Below are 13,776 nucleotides of genomic sequence, written 5' to 3'. Positions count from 1 at the left end.
GCTAGATGGCCATGCCGCTCCGTCAGACCATCCGGGTCGGAACCTATCTCATGGAACAGAAGGTCCGGCGGCGGGAGAAGTTCCCGCTGATCGTCGAGCTCGAACCGCTCTACGCCTGCAACCTCAAGTGCGAGGGCTGCGGGAAGATCCAGCATCCGGCCGGGGTCCTCAAGCAGCGCATGCCCGTCGCGCAGGCGGTCGGCGCGGTGCTGGAGTCCGGTGCGCCGATGGTCTCCATCGCAGGGGGCGAGCCCTTGATGCACCCGCAGATCGACGAGATCGTCCGGCAGTTGGTGGCGAAACGGAAGTACGTTTTCCTTTGCACGAACGCGATGCTGCTCCGTAAGAAGATCGATAAATTCACGCCTTCCCGGTACTTCGCCTTCGCGGTGCACATCGACGGGCTGCGCGAGCGGCACGACGAGTCCGTCGCCAAGGAGGGCGTGTTCGACGAGGCGGTGGCGGCGATCAAGGAGGCGAAGCGGCGTGGCTTCCGGGTCACCACCAACTCGACCTTCTTCAATACCGACACCCCGCAGACCGTCATCGAGGTGCTCAACTACCTGAACGACGACCTACAGGTCGACGAGATGATGCTCTCGCCCGCCTACGCCTATGAGAAGGCTCCCGACCAGGAGCACTTCCTGGGCGTGGAGCAGACCCGGGAGTTGTTCAAGAAGTCCTTCGCGGACGGAAACCGGCGGCGCTGGCGGCTCAATCACAGCCCGCTCTTCCTCGACTTCCTGGAGGGCAAGGCGGACTTTCCGTGCACGGCGTGGGCGATCCCCAACTACACGCTCTTCGGCTGGCAGCGGCCCTGCTACCTGATGGCCGACGGGTACGTGCCCACGTACAAGGAGCTCATCGAGGAGACCGACTGGGACGCGTACGGACGCGGCAAGGACGAGCGATGTGCGAACTGCATGGCGCACTGCGGCTACGAGCCGACGGCGGTGCTCGCCACCATGGGCTCCCTCAAGGAGACCTTGCGGGCGGCCCGTGACACGGCCGGCGGAAACCGCGGGTGACCGTCATGACCTCGGTGGAGCCGGTCTCTCTTGGGCTCCCCGGCCTGCCGGCCCGGCCGCTCGAGATGCGCCGCCGCTCGGGGGCCATCCAGGTCGGCTCTGTCGCCGTGGGTGGGGATGCCCCGGTTTCGGTGCAGTGGATGACGACGACGGTGACGGGGTCGTCGCGCAGGCGCTGCGCGACGCGGACGTAGATCTGCCGGTCCGCACCTTCGGCGTTCCCGGGCAGTTCCTCGCCCACGGCAAGCGGGGCGAGGTCCTGGCCGATATCGGGCTCACCCCGGCCGAGATCGCCGGCCGGATCAGCGCTTCCCTCACCCGCCGTGAGGCTTCACTCGTCCCTGAGGAGTACGGCACATGACATCCGCTGAGTCCGCCGGGTCCGCCGCGGGACCGGCTCGGCCCGCCGTTCCCGGTGGAGAGGCCTTCGACCTGGGGAAGCTGCTGGCGGAGCGCGGTGACGAGCGCTACGAGCTGCACGCCCGGTACCTCAATCACCAGCTTCCGCGCATGCTGCACACCCTCGGCTTCGACAAGGTCTACGAGCGGGCCGAGGGCGCGTACTTCTGGGACGCGGACGGGCAGGACTACCTCGACATGCTGTCGGGCTTCGGGGTGATGGGGCTCGGCCGGCACCACCCGGTCGTACGGAAGGCACTGCACGACGTCCTCGACGCCTCGCTGGCCGACCTCACCCGCTTCGACTGCCAGCCGCTGCCCGGGCTCCTCGCCGAGCGGCTGCTCGGCCACGCCCCCCATCTGGACCGGGTGTTCTTCTGCAACAGCGGTGCGGAGGCGGTGGAGACCGCGCTCAAATTCGCCCGCTTTGCCACGGGCAGGTCCCGGGTCGTCTACTGCAGTCACGCCTTCCACGGGCTGACCACCGGCGCGCTGTCCGTCAACGGCGAGGCGGGATTCCGCGCCGGGTTCGACCCGTTGCTGCCCGACACGCCCGTGGAGCTGGGTGATCTGGACGCTCTGGAAAGGGAGTTGAAGCGCGGCGATGTCGCCGCGCTGATCGTCGAGCCGATCCAGGGCAAGGGCGTGCACTCCGTACCGCCCGGCTTCCTCCTCGCCGCCCAGCAGCTGCTGCACCGGCACAAGGCGCTGCTGATCGCCGACGAGGTGCAGACCGGTCTGGGCCGCACCGGGGACTTCTTCGCCTATCAGTACGAGGAGGGCGTCGAGCCGGATCTGGTGTGCGTCGCCAAGGCGCTCTCCGGCGGATACGTCCCGGTCGGCGCGACCCTCGGCAAGGACTGGATCTTCAAACGCATCTACTCCTCCATGGACCGGGTGCTGGTCCACTCCGCCAGCTTCGGTGCGAACGCGCAGGCGATGGCGGCCGGGCTCGCCACTCTCGCGGTGATGGAGGACGAGGAGATCGTCGCGGGCGCCCGGCACACCGGCGATCTGCTGCGTACCCGCCTCGCCGCGCTCGTGGACCGCTACGAGCTGCTGTACGACGTCCGCGGCCGGGGACTGATGATCGGCATCGAGTTCGGCAAACCGCGGTCACTGGGTCTGCGCAGCCGCTGGATGATGCTCCAGGCCGCCCGTAAGGGCCTCTTCGCACAGATGGTGGTGGTGCCGCTGTTCCAGCGGCACCACATCCTCACCCAGGTCTCCGGGGACCGGATGGAGGTGATCAAGCTGATTCCGCCGCTGATCATCGGCGAGCGCGAGGTCGACCGCTTCGTCGGCGCCTTCACCGAGGTCATGGACGATGCCCACAGTGGCGGCGGGTTGATGTGGGACTTCGGCCGCACGCTGGTGCAGCAGGCCGTCGCACACCGCTGACTCTTGCCTCTGAGGCAAGAAATTTGCCCCAAAGGCATTGACCTGGCTCAATCGGAGGCATGAGCCCCGAGACCCGGAACGCCTCCGCCGAGCTGCCGGCCGTCGCTCCGCGGCTGCGTGACCTGCGGCGGCGCAGCGGCCTCACCCTGGAGGCGGCGGCGCACCGGGTGGGCCTGTCTCCCGCACACCTCTCGCGGCTCGAGACCGGCCGCCGGCAGCCGTCGCTGCCCATGCTGCTCACTCTCGCCAGGACCTACGGTACGACGGTCTCGGAGCTGCTCGGCGAGACGCCCGCCGCAGCGGACCCGGTCGTACGCGGCTCCCGCACGGAGCCCGTCGGGGCCGATGGCTGGGCGTACTGGCAGGCGGGCGGCTCGGGCCGGGCGATGCAGGCTCTGCGGGTGCATGTGCCGGTGTGCGGTCCGCAGCGCGATCTGGTGCGGGTACACCCCGGAGAGGAGTGGATCTACGTCCTCGACGGGGAGCTCAGGCTGGCCCTGGGGGACGTCGAGGAAACCCTGTCGCCCGGGGACTCGGCGCACTTCGACTCGCTCACCCCGCACCGGATCGCGTCCGCGTCGCCCGCCGGGACCGATCTGCTCTTCGTCCACACGCTGCTGCAGAGCGATGCCGCCGGGCTGTGCCTCGGCAGCGGGCTGCCCCGCCGCACCCAGGAGAACCCCTCCATCCCGGAAAGGCGGCACGATGCCGAAAGATGAACCGGGCGCCGAACGCGGCGAAGGCCGGTTTCCCCGAGGGCTCCTGCGGCTCTTCGCCTACCTGGTCGCGGGCCACCTCTTCGCGGGCTTCCTCTTCCTGCGGTTCCACCTGGGGGCGAACAAGTAGGAGCCGCCGGACAGGGCCTGGAACAGGAGCCGCCGGACAGGCCCCGGGCCGGTCCGGCGGCGAGGGGGCCCTCGGGGTCATACCGCCTCTGCCACGCCGTTCCTGCGATCCCGCCGCGCCCACTCCACCAGTACGAAGGTCACGCTGATCAACAACGCCCAGGCGCCGATCTTCTCCCAGGAGACCGGCTCCCAGCCGTGCAGCTGGTAGGGGTAGCGCCAGGCGCCGAGATACGTGGCGATGTTCTCCGCCAGCCACAGGAAGAATCCGATCAGCGCGAAACCGAGCGCCAGCGGCATGCTCTGACGTGTGGGTCCCACGGTGAACGCCACCCGCGTTCCGGCCGTCGCCGCCAGCAGAGCCGCGGCGAGGGGCCAGCGGACATCGGGCAGCCAGTGGTGGCTGAAGAAGTTCACGTAGATCGCCGCTGCCACCACCGTGGTCGCCCCGGCGCGGTAGCGGACCAGTTTCAGGTCCAGCAGGTGCCACGCGCGGCAGAGGTAGCTGCCGACCGCGGCGTAGAGGAACCCGCCGTACAGGGGCACTCCGGCGAGCTTCAGCACCGCAGGTTCCGGATAAGTCCAGGAACCCAGGGAGACCTTCACGAGTTCGAAGGCGAGTCCGACGACGTGGCACACGGCGATCACCGCGAGATCGCGCCCGGTTTCCCATCCGCGGAGCCGGAACACCGCGGTCAGCGCCACCCCGTAGAGGACCAGCAGGTCGTACCTGGCGACGGGCAGATGAGGCAGCACCGTGGACAGTGCCACCCCGGCCAGCAAGGCGACGGCGAACGCGCAGCAGCGCGTCTCGAGCCAGGCGAAGGTGAGCAGCTGCCGCACAGGGAAAGAGATCGCGGACATGCCCGAACTGACGCGCGTACGCCTCACGGGGTTCCCGATCGCCCGGGCCGGGGGTGGCGGAGCGCCGCGCTTCAGGGGGACGGCACGCCGCCGCCCAGGGGCGGATGTCCTGCTCAGCCGCTGTGGAGGAGCCGCTCGCGCAGCTTCTCGCGCTTCTCGGGGCCGAACTTGAGTCCGTCCCTGAGGTAGTCCTCGGTGGAGCCCCAGGTCTCATGGATGGTCTCGAACGCCGCCGCCAGATACTCCGCACGGGCATCGAACAGCGGGCTCAGCAGCTCCCTGACCTCGGCGGACGTGTGCGCTTCCGAATTGTCGCTGCGGCGCAACTGGTAGCGGCGGTGGGCGGCGTTGCTCGCCAGGTAGTCGGCCTCGATGGCGTCCCGCTCGACGCCGAGCGCCAGCAGCGTCACGGCGATGGACAGGCCCGCGCGGTCCTTGCCCGCCGCGCAGTGCATCAGCGCCGGAACGCTGTCCTCGGCGAGAGCGTGCAGCACCTGGCTGTGCTCGGCGGTACGGGTCCGGATGATGGTGCGGTACGTACCGGTCATCCGCCGCGCACCCTTGCCGTCGGCCAGCGCCGTACGCAGCTGCGCCAGCTCGCCGTCGCGCACCATGCGCCAGAACTCGGCGCCGTCCGCCGGGTCGGTGAGCGGGATGTTCACATGGCGCACGCCCGGGAGCGCGACATCCGGGCCCTCGAGGGCGACGTCGGCGGAGTTCCGGAAGTCGAAGATCGTATGCAGGCCGAGCGAGCCGAGGTACTCGGCGTCCTCGGTGGTCGCGCTCGCGAGGTGGCCGCTGCGGAACAGACAGCCGTGCCGGATGCGGCTCCCGCCCACGGCAGGCAGCCCGCCGACGTCACGGAAGTTGCGAATCCCTGCCAGCGCGGGCTCGGTCGACGGAACCTGCGGGACCTGCGGCGTCTGCGTCACGGACACTCCTCGCTGTCGGCCGCCGGCCCGATTTGCCGACGAGGTGACACATCGACGATACGACACGCATGCCAGAGGCAATCATCTCGCCACATGCCCCTCCCTGCGCCCCCCGCGGCATCCGCCTCCACCGGCTCAATGGCACTCTGTGTGAACATCCGGTTACGGTGCACGCGTGTCGGAGGGCGAGCCCCATGGGGCCCGGCCCGTTCGGGCAAGGGTGTACCGGGGCCGTCCGGGCAGGGGCATACCCGGGTAGAGACCGCTGCCGAACGCCTACTCGACGGACGCGACGCGGTCGGCGGAGAGGACGTTGCACCGGATCGGGCCGGTCAACGTGTTGTTCGTTCCCGAGGCATCCTCCTCGCCGTCGCCATTGCCGGTGTCGACGCTCTGGCCGGGGGCCAGTTCGGTGACGACGGAAGTCAGCGTTTCCTTCCGGTCTCCTGTCGCCGGATCGGTGACCTCGATCTGAATCAGGTAGTCGGAGACCTTGGACGACGCATTCCTGATCTCGAAATCCGCGACGGCCAGTCGGTCTCCGAGGCCGTACGGGTCGCCGATCCGGCAGGACTTGATGGTCACGTCCGCCCGCCCGTCATTGAACACCGAGTCCTCATCCGGAGCGTTCGGCCGGGGAGTGTCCTCCTTCTTCGGAGTTTCCTTCTTTGACGGTGGCATCTTTTGGGAGGTTGCAGCGCCGCTGTCGTCGTTGGTTTTTACCGACCTCGCCGCTGCCGCATGCGGCCGTGACAGCTCCGCATGTGGCGAGCAGCAACGCGAGGGCAGTCGGTGGTGAGGGGCCTGCTCTTCATGTCCTGCGCCAGGACTTCTCTCTCGACCTTCTCTCGCAACGTTCTCTCTCCCTCTCAACGCTCCCTCCGGGCAAGCCGGTAGATGAGGTACGTCATGGCGAGAATGAAGTCAGCGGCCACCCATAGAACGACGATCAGGCCCACTCCGATGGCGGTTCCGACATCGTTGGCGTCCTTGCAGAGTTGCAGGTCATCGCCGGTGAGGCCGGAGCATTCGGCGGGAGTGCCACTACTGCTCGCCGCACCGGTGATGATCCAGACCAGGAACAGCAGCTGCACCGCCAGGAAGACCCAGAGGAAGACCATGTGCCTCTTCCTCGGGGCGGATTCCTGCCGGTGACCGGAGCCGCCGTCCGCGGGCGGGGTCTGCTCGCCTTCGCTCAGCGGGGGCGGATAGCCGGGAGTTCGCGCTGCCCATGCCCCCTGGTCGTGACCGCGTCGGGCGGAATGCTTCGCTCTGTTCATGGCGCATTCCTCTTCTCCCCCGTTCATTGATACGTTCCGAGCGCGGCGGAGAGATTGCCCAAATCTCTCCGCTTTCTCGATGGTGCGGCCGATTTGCCGCGGCTCGCCCATGTGAGCCGGTTCCGAGCCGCGGCGAGTTACGGTCGCGTAAGGAGGGGATCAAGGTGCATCATCTGCTGACGTGGAAGACGATTCGACATCAATCACCGGAGGCGTCATCGGGTCGTACGCGGCCGTCGGTGACAGTTTCACCGAGGGCGTCGGCGATCCGGGGCCCGGCGGCACTTTCATCGGCTGGGCCGACCGGCTTGCGGTGCTCCTCTCCGACCAGCGGCCGGAGCAGGACGACTTCCGCTACGCCAATCTGGCCGTCCGCGGCCGACTGCTCGACCGGATCGTCGCCGAGCAGGTGCCGCGCGCCAAGGAACTCGGCCCGGATCTCGTGACTTTCTGCGCCGGGGGCAACGACATCCTCCGTCCGGGCAGCGACCCCGACGACGTGGCGGAGCGCTTCGAAGCCGCGGTCGCCGACCTGACCGGGGGCGCCGTCGGCACCGTCATGGTGTGCACCGGCTTCGACACTCGCGGGGTACCCGTACTGCGCCATCTCCGCGGCAAGATCGCCACGTACACCGCACACGTCAGGGCCATCGCCGACCGGTACGACTGCCCGGTGCTCGACCTGTGGTCGCTGCGCTCCGTACAGGACCGGCGGGCCTGGGACTCCGACCGGCTGCGTCTCTCGCCGGACGGGCACACCCGGGTCGCACTGCGGGCCGCCCAGGTCCTCGGCCTCTCGGTCCCCGCCGACCCCGACCAGCCCTGGCCGCCGGTGCCGCAGCGCGGCTCGGCCGAGGTGCGCCGGGACAACGTCCAGTGGGCGCGGGAGTATCTGGTGCCGTGGATCGGACGGCGCCTGCGCGGTGTGTCCTCCGGAGACCATGTCGAGCCCAAGCGCCCGGATCTGCTCCCGCTGCGGTGATGCTCCTCGCGGGTGATCTGAACCCGCGGGCGTGTGACCCGCAGGGCGCGTATCGCCGGGGAGGCGTGTGACCCCGCGACGTCCAGACGTAAGGACGCGCGTGACCCGCGACGTACAGACGCAAAGACGCGCGTGACCCGCGACGTAGAGACGTACAGGTGCGGTCCCGCAGGGGTCAGTGGCGCCCCAGCTGCCGTTCAGGACCGGTGGGAGCCGGGCCGCACTCCAGTTCGGCCCAGACGACGTGACCCCGGCCGCCCTCCGCAGGCCGTACCCCCCAGGCGTGTGAGAGAGCGTCGACGAGCAGCAACCCGCGTCCGCCCTCGCCGTCGAGATCGCCCGATCCGGGGTGCGGCGCCGTGGCCGCGCAGCCCTGGTCGGCCACTTCCACCCTCAACCGAGCCCCGATGAACCGCAGTTCACAGCCGATCTTTTCACTGTCGGTGTGACAGACCGCGTTGGTGACGAGTTCGGAGACCACCAGCTCGGCGCTGTCGCGGCACTCCCGGCCGACGCCCCACTCGTACAGCTGCTCCAGGACGCGCCGCCGTGCCTCGGCGACGGAGGTGCGCAGCGCAGGGAATTGGAACGCGTCGCGGCGGCCCCCGGCGTGAACGCAGCCGCGGTCCGCTAACAGGAGAGCGTCTCGGAAGGAACCCACTCCGCAACTATGCGCGTAGCGACCGACGTATGGCAAGGTTCAATCTGTAAATTGCAGAAACGCATGGACAGTCTGTCAGGGTGACTGACGGCATGACACACTTCGGGGCAGTGACGGCAGTTGGAGGGAAACGGGTAGTGGCGGACACGCGATCCGGCGGCGCACCCACCGTCCTGCGAGTGGTGCTCGGCAAGCGCCTGCAGGATCTGCGGGAGAAAGCGGGACTGACGTACGAGGACGCGGGACGCGCCCTGGACGTCACCCACGCGACGATCCGCAGAATGGAAAAGGCCGAAGTGGGCCTGAAGATCCCGTACGTGGAGAAGCTGCTCCTGACCTACGGAGTCACCGAGCACGAGGAGCTCGAGGGCTTCCTCTCACTGGCGCGCGACGCGAATCGACGCGGCTGGTGGCACCGTTTCCGCGACGTCCTGCCCGAGTGGTTCAGCGCCTTCGTGAGCTTGGAGGGCGAGGCCAATCTCATCCGGGCGTACGAGCCGCATTACGTGCCAGGCCTGTTGCAGACTCCGGACTACGCGCGGGCCGTGCTGCGCGCCGGGATGCCGCATGCCTCGGAAGAGGAGATCGAGCGTGGCGTCGCACTGCGTATCGAGCGTCAGAGCCTGCTGACCCAGGCCGATCCGCCGCTGCTGTGGGTCGTGATGGACGAGACGGTGCTGCGTCGGCCCATCGGGGGACCGGATGTGATGCGCGGTCAGGTCGACCGGCTGATCGAGGCGACCGCCACACGACACGTCCGGCTGCAGATCATGCCGTTCGCAGCGGGTCCGCACCCGGCCATGTACGGGCCCTTCCACATCTTCCGGTTCCCGATCCAGGAACTGCCGGACATCGCCTACACGGAGAGCCTCGTGGGCGGCGTCTACCTTGACCAACGTGACGACGTCTCGGCGTTTCTGGAAGCCCTTGACCGGATGTGCGCGCAGGCCGCGCCGGCACACACCACCGGGGATTACCTGGGTGGCATTCGCGAGGAGTTCTGAAAACCATGGGTCGCATATACAACGGCATGCCCGCCAAGGACCTCGGTACCGAGGGCTGGCGCAAGCCGTGGAGCGGCGGCAACGGGGGAAGCTGTCTCGAGGCCTTGCGGCTGAGCGACGGCCGGGTGGCGCTGCGCCAGTCGACGGATCCCGACGGGCCCGCCCTGATCTACACCCACCATGAGATCGAGACGTTCATCCGGGGCGCGAAGGCAGGCGAGGCGGACTTCCTGCTCGCCTGACCAGCAGATCAGCCACCACATGACCGATTGGAGGCCGGCGTGACCGACCAGGGCTTCTCCGCCGACGAGATAGACACCAGCAGACCGCACCCGGCCCGGATGTACGACTACTACCTCGGGGGACGGGACAACTACGAGGTGGACCGCGAGGCGGCCGAACGCGTCATCGAGGAAATCCCCGAAATCCGCTTCGCCGCGCGGGCGAACCGGGACTTTCTCCAACGGGCCGTCCGCGCCGTGGTGCGGAGCGGCATCCGCCAGATCATCGACGTCGGCACCGGCATCCCCACCTCGCTCAACACCCATGAGATGGCACGGGAGATCGCGCCCGACGTACGGGTGGCGTACGTCGACAACGATCCCATCGTCGCCTCCCACGCGGGCGCCCGGCTGACCGGCACCCCCGATACGGGCTTCGCTCTGGCCGATGTCCGCAAGCCCGAGTCGGTCCTGGAGCATCCGACGGTCAAGGAGCTGATCGATTTCGACCGGCCAGTGGCGCTGCTGCTCGTCGCCGTCCTGCACTATGTCACGGACGAGGAAGGGCCCGGCCAGGTCGCCGGCACCCTGGGGCAGGCACTGCCCGCGGGCAGCCAACTGGTGCTGTCCCATGCCACCACGGATTTCCATCCCGACGGTTTGCCCAACGTTCTCAAGGTCTACCGGAACGCCACAGCCAGCATGAACCCGCGCCCGCACCGGGAAGTCCTGTCGTTCTTCGACGGGTTTCGGCTCCAGGAGCCGGGCCTGGTGCAGGTTCCGCTGTGGCGGCCGGACGGCCCGGCCATGCCCGCCGAGGAGATCGCAAAGACAGGCGTCTACGGTGGCGTGGGCGTCAAGGTCTGAGCAGGCCGGGCGGCCCGGCGCGGACGCCTCCGCAGCCATCGCGAGCAGCCTGTGGCGTGCCCACCGGGGCCCACCGGAGATGCGCCGACCAGCGAACGCGCCGACCGGCGGGCGCACCCACGGGCGAACGCGCCGACCGGCGGGCGCACCCACGGGCGAACGCGCCGACCGGCGGGCGCACCCACGGGCGAACGCGCCGACGGGCGGACGCGTCGACCGGCGGAAGCGCAGATGGTCGGACGCACCGACCGGCGAACGCACCGACCGGCGAACGCCCCGAGCGGCGAACGCCCCGACCGGCGAACGCCCCGACCGGCGGGCGCACAGGCGAGCGGGCGGCAGGCTGCTCTGCCCGGCCTTGCGCCCGAGCCGCGGGTAGGGTGACGCCGTGGCCAGAATCCGGTTGAACGTGGCGGAACGGCGCGAAGCGCTGCTCCTCGCGGCCGTCGAGCAGATCGAGGAACGCGGCATCGCCGCGCTGCGCATCTCGGATGTCGCCACGGCCCTCGGCGTCAGCAACGCCCTGGTGCTCTACCACTTCTCGACGAAGGAGAAGCTCGTCGCGGCCGCGTTCGAGCATGCGGCACAGGCCGACCTGGCCCGGCTGCACACGCTCGCCGGCCGCGGCGGCAGCGCGGTGAAGCGGCTGCGCGCCGCCGTGCGCTGGTACTCGCCCACCGGGCAGGCCAAGGGCTGGAAGCTGTGGATCGAGGGCTGGGCGGCCTCGCTGCGCGAACCCGTGCTGCGCGAGGTGACCCTGGGCTTGGACCGGCAGTGGAAGGCGACTCTCACGCGAATGATCGCGGAGGGCGCGGAGGCCGGCGAGTACGAGTGCCGGGATCCGCGCGCCTCGGCCTGGCGGCTCACGGCGCTGCTGGACGGGCTCGCGGTCCAGATGACCGCACTCCCGGGCGCGCTGAGCCGTCGGCAAATGGAGTCCTGGGTCGACGACGCCCTCGCAGCGGAACTGGGCCTGGACCGCGCCGATCTGGTTTCGGGACGCTGAACACGGCGTCATCCGGCGGGGTTTCACGGCTCATGTGCCGCCGGGGTTCGTCTCCACGGGTTGTCCGGGGCCCGTCATGCCGCCGCGGCGGGTGTCGCCACGGGCGGCCGTTTTCGTCGGTTCGGCGGGTTGCTGCGTCCGACGGAGGGGAAAACACCCGCCCGGGCGAAGTCCGGGGGAGTGTCCGCGAGGGTTGGACAACCGGCCGCGGAACGCGCGAACTTGGCCGAGTCCGCCATCGCTGGCGTTTCCGCCTCCCAAACCGCACCGAGATGCCACGTCAGGGAGCACATCCGGACGATTCCGGGGGTTCCTCGTGCGCCCGGCGGGAATGATCGGACAGGCCGTAGGCTGACGGCGGCGCGGGGACCGTACAGGAGGAAGAATGAGCAGCTCGGTTGGGCCGGAGGCCGCGACAGCGGTCGCGCCGTACGACGTACTGGTCGTCGGCGGGGCAGGCGTTGACACGGTCGTACGGGTGGACACCCTGCCGGTGCCGTACGCCGACTCCTACGGCGTTCCACCGATCCGCGAGTGGGCCGGGCACACCGGAACCGGCGTGGCGCTCGGATGTGACGCGCTCGGGCTGTCCACCGGCTTCCTCGACTTCATCGGGGACGATCCGCAGGGAGCGCTGGTGCTGCGCCGACTGGCCGACAGCGGCGTGCGGTTCGACCCGCTCCTCTCGCCGGACGGCACCCGGCGGGCCGTGAACCTCGTCGACGCCTCAGGCCGCCGCACCTCCTTCTACGACGGCCGTGATCCACTGCATCTGCGGATGCCGCCCGAGCACTATCTGCCGCACCTGCGACGGACCCGGCACGTCCACGTGTCGATCACGCACTTCGCCCGTTTCCTCCTCGACGACATCGAGGCGCTCGGCATCCCGGTCTCCACCGATCTGCACGACTGGGACGGACTCGCCGACCACCACCGCGAGTTCGCGCTCCGCGCCGATGTCGTCTTCCTCAGCGCGGCGGGCGCCGGGGAGCGGCTCGCCGGGGTGATGCGGCAGATCCTGGGCGAAGGCCGCGCGGAGGCCGTGGTCGCAACGGCCGGCGCCGGCGGCGCGTATCTGCTGACCCGCGAAGGCGGCAGGATGCCCCGGCACGTGCCCGCGGCCGCGCCGCCCGCACCTGTGGTGGACAGCAACGGCGCGGGGGACGCGTTTGCCTCCGGATTCCTGTACGGGCGGCTGGCGGGCGAGGATTTGGAGGAGTGCGCACGGTACGGGTCAGTGGCCGGCGCGTACGCCTGCACCGCCGAGGGCACGCACACCGCGCTCATCGACGCCCCGACACTCATGGAGAAGAAGGACGAGCACGTCGGTCACCCGGTCGCGGCACGCCCCTAGAGGGTGCTTCAGAAGTGGATCACGTTAGTGATCCACTCTGGCACGATCTTGGCGTGGGTCGGGGTGATCTGACCGCCGCACAGTGGGCGGTGCTGGCGCCGTTGCTGCCGGTTGGTAAGAAACCGGGGCCTACTCGTCCCGTGCCAACCGTTCGGCGCGGTAGTGGTAGCCGCATATTTCGCTGAAGCCTGTCCGCTCGTATAGCCGGAGAGCCGGGATGTTGTCGCGCTCCACCTGGAGATACATGCGGTCGGCTTCGTGTGCACCGGCCCAGTCGGCCAGCGCGGCGAGCACATTGCGGGCCGCACCTTTCCCGCGTGCTTCGGGAAGCGTGGCCATACCGAACACTCCCGCCCAGCCGGCGTCGGCGACCGCGCGGCCCACCGCGACAACGTCGTCCCCGATCAACGCACTGGTGTAGGCACACGGCCGCTCCACACGAGCGAGCATGTCCCACTCGGAACGGGAGTCCCCACCATGACCATGCACAGCGTCCCAGACGTCGAACCACACGCTTGTCGGGCGGTCATCCACTCGAACCCGCAGCGAGCCTGTCGGCATCTGTTCCAGAACACGCGCGGTCGACGCCACCTGCAACGACATCGGGCTCTCACGACGATAGCCACGCTCCGCCAAGACTGTGTCGAGCCCTTCTGGACACGCCCCCGGGCTGATCTGGAACCGTGCGGCTGCGTGGTGACCGGCATAGAACTCCTCCGCCCCAACGACCCTGCGTACCAATTCGCCCGGCCTGGCTTCACCATGTGGCAGCACAGTTCCCACCCACCAGGAGCAGCTGGGGACATGGCGCAGCCGCCACCCTTCAACGTCCTTGACGTGCTCAGCCGGAAGAGCCCGAGCCGCTCTCTCCTGTAGGCCTCTCACCATTTCCGATCTGCTCATGGCAGACGGCACCGACACGCACACCCTCT

The 13,776-nt window shown here is 69.2% G+C and carries 16 protein-coding genes and 1 pseudogene; 11 read left to right on the top strand and 6 right to left on the bottom strand.

Annotated elements, in window-relative coordinates; translation table 11 throughout:
- Positions 1 to 5 precede the first annotated feature (5 nt).
- The 5 genes and pseudogenes from hpnH to ABZW18_RS03010 all read left to right on the top strand — a co-directional run bounded on the left by hpnH (position 6) and on the right by ABZW18_RS03010 (position 3,674).
- Positions 6 to 1,028, top strand: a complete 1,023-nt coding sequence (hpnH, locus tag ABZW18_RS03030) for an adenosyl-hopene transferase HpnH (RefSeq protein ID WP_356181213.1) — start codon at positions 6 to 8, stop codon at positions 1,026 to 1,028.
- A gap of 163 nt (positions 1,029 to 1,191) precedes the next feature.
- Positions 1,192 to 1,389, top strand: a pseudogene (locus ABZW18_RS03025) (hypothetical protein); the annotation flags it as partial.
- The gene (locus ABZW18_RS03020; RefSeq protein WP_356181210.1) at positions 1,386 to 2,828 is read left to right on the top strand and encodes an aspartate aminotransferase family protein; all 1,443 of its coding nucleotides are present in this window, start codon (positions 1,386 to 1,388) and stop codon (positions 2,826 to 2,828) included. The pseudogene ABZW18_RS03025 and the gene ABZW18_RS03020, both read left to right, overlap by 4 nt.
- Positions 2,829 to 2,887: 59 nt before the next feature.
- Positions 2,888 to 3,547: an XRE family transcriptional regulator gene (locus ABZW18_RS03015; protein WP_356181207.1), complete on the top strand. Its 660-nt coding sequence runs from the start codon at positions 2,888 to 2,890 to the stop codon at positions 3,545 to 3,547.
- Positions 3,534 to 3,674 (top strand): DUF6126 family protein, encoded by a 141-nt coding sequence (locus tag ABZW18_RS03010; RefSeq protein ID WP_356181204.1) that lies wholly within the window; start codon positions 3,534 to 3,536, stop codon positions 3,672 to 3,674. Before ABZW18_RS03015 ends, ABZW18_RS03010 begins: the two co-directional genes overlap by 14 nt.
- Before the next feature lie 77 nt (positions 3,675 to 3,751).
- Here the strand turns inward: ABZW18_RS03010 and ABZW18_RS03005 are convergent, their stop codons facing one another.
- From ABZW18_RS03005 to ABZW18_RS02990, 4 genes are all read right to left on the bottom strand, one after another.
- On the bottom strand, positions 3,752 to 4,537 hold the full coding sequence (locus ABZW18_RS03005; protein WP_356181201.1) for a DUF817 domain-containing protein: 786 nt from the start codon (positions 4,535 to 4,537) through the stop codon (positions 3,752 to 3,754).
- Positions 4,538 to 4,650: 113 nt separating this feature from the next.
- Entirely contained in the window at positions 4,651 to 5,469 is an 819-nt protein-coding gene (locus tag ABZW18_RS03000) for a tyrosine-protein phosphatase (protein WP_356181198.1), read from the bottom strand.
- A gap of 276 nt (positions 5,470 to 5,745) precedes the next feature.
- On the bottom strand, positions 5,746 to 6,150 hold the full coding sequence (locus tag ABZW18_RS02995; RefSeq protein ID WP_356181195.1) for a hypothetical protein: 405 nt from the start codon (positions 6,148 to 6,150) through the stop codon (positions 5,746 to 5,748).
- A 188-nt stretch (positions 6,151 to 6,338) separates the two neighbouring features.
- Positions 6,339 to 6,590 (bottom strand): hypothetical protein, encoded by a 252-nt coding sequence (locus ABZW18_RS02990; RefSeq protein WP_356181192.1) that lies wholly within the window; start codon positions 6,588 to 6,590, stop codon positions 6,339 to 6,341.
- A 340-nt stretch (positions 6,591 to 6,930) separates the two neighbouring features.
- Here ABZW18_RS02990 and ABZW18_RS02985 point away from each other — a divergent pair, with 340 nt between their 5' ends.
- Positions 6,931 to 7,731, top strand: a complete 801-nt coding sequence (locus ABZW18_RS02985) for an SGNH/GDSL hydrolase family protein (RefSeq protein ID WP_356181189.1) — start codon at positions 6,931 to 6,933, stop codon at positions 7,729 to 7,731.
- 175 nt (positions 7,732 to 7,906) lie between these two features.
- On the opposite strand, the gene ABZW18_RS02980 is transcribed toward ABZW18_RS02985, so the two are convergent.
- Entirely contained in the window at positions 7,907 to 8,392 is a 486-nt protein-coding gene (locus tag ABZW18_RS02980) for an ATP-binding protein (RefSeq protein WP_356181186.1), read from the bottom strand.
- 137 nt (positions 8,393 to 8,529) lie between these two features.
- On the opposite strand from ABZW18_RS02980, the gene ABZW18_RS02975 reads away from it, so the two are divergent.
- The 5 genes from ABZW18_RS02975 to ABZW18_RS02955 all read left to right on the top strand — a co-directional run bounded on the left by ABZW18_RS02975 (position 8,530) and on the right by ABZW18_RS02955 (position 12,844).
- A complete protein-coding gene (locus tag ABZW18_RS02975) occupies positions 8,530 to 9,396 on the top strand; it encodes a helix-turn-helix transcriptional regulator (protein WP_356181183.1) in 867 nt (288 codons plus the stop codon).
- Positions 9,397 to 9,401: 5 nt separating this feature from the next.
- A complete protein-coding gene (locus ABZW18_RS02970) occupies positions 9,402 to 9,638 on the top strand; it encodes a DUF397 domain-containing protein (RefSeq protein ID WP_356181180.1) in 237 nt (78 codons plus the stop codon).
- Positions 9,639 to 9,677: 39 nt separating this feature from the next.
- Positions 9,678 to 10,484: an SAM-dependent methyltransferase gene (locus tag ABZW18_RS02965; RefSeq protein ID WP_356181177.1), complete on the top strand. Its 807-nt coding sequence runs from the start codon at positions 9,678 to 9,680 to the stop codon at positions 10,482 to 10,484.
- Positions 10,485 to 10,872: 388 nt separating this feature from the next.
- Complete coding sequence (locus ABZW18_RS02960) at positions 10,873 to 11,490, top strand: TetR/AcrR family transcriptional regulator (protein ID WP_356181174.1); 618 nt, start codon at positions 10,873 to 10,875, stop codon at positions 11,488 to 11,490.
- 385 nt (positions 11,491 to 11,875) lie between these two features.
- Positions 11,876 to 12,844: a PfkB family carbohydrate kinase gene (locus ABZW18_RS02955; protein ID WP_356181172.1), complete on the top strand. Its 969-nt coding sequence runs from the start codon at positions 11,876 to 11,878 to the stop codon at positions 12,842 to 12,844.
- 129 nt (positions 12,845 to 12,973) lie between these two features.
- On the opposite strand, the gene ABZW18_RS02950 is transcribed toward ABZW18_RS02955, so the two are convergent.
- Positions 12,974 to 13,294, bottom strand: coding sequence for a GNAT family N-acetyltransferase (locus ABZW18_RS02950; RefSeq protein WP_356181169.1), 321 nt, complete (start codon positions 13,292 to 13,294; stop codon positions 12,974 to 12,976).
- Positions 13,295 to 13,776: the final 482 nt, after the last annotated feature.

The sequence above is a fragment of the Streptomyces sp. NPDC004647 genome (assembly GCF_040609575.1).
Classification (GTDB): Bacteria; Actinomycetota; Actinomycetes; order Streptomycetales; family Streptomycetaceae; genus Streptomyces.
This window is presented reverse-complemented; position numbering and strand designations above follow the sequence as displayed.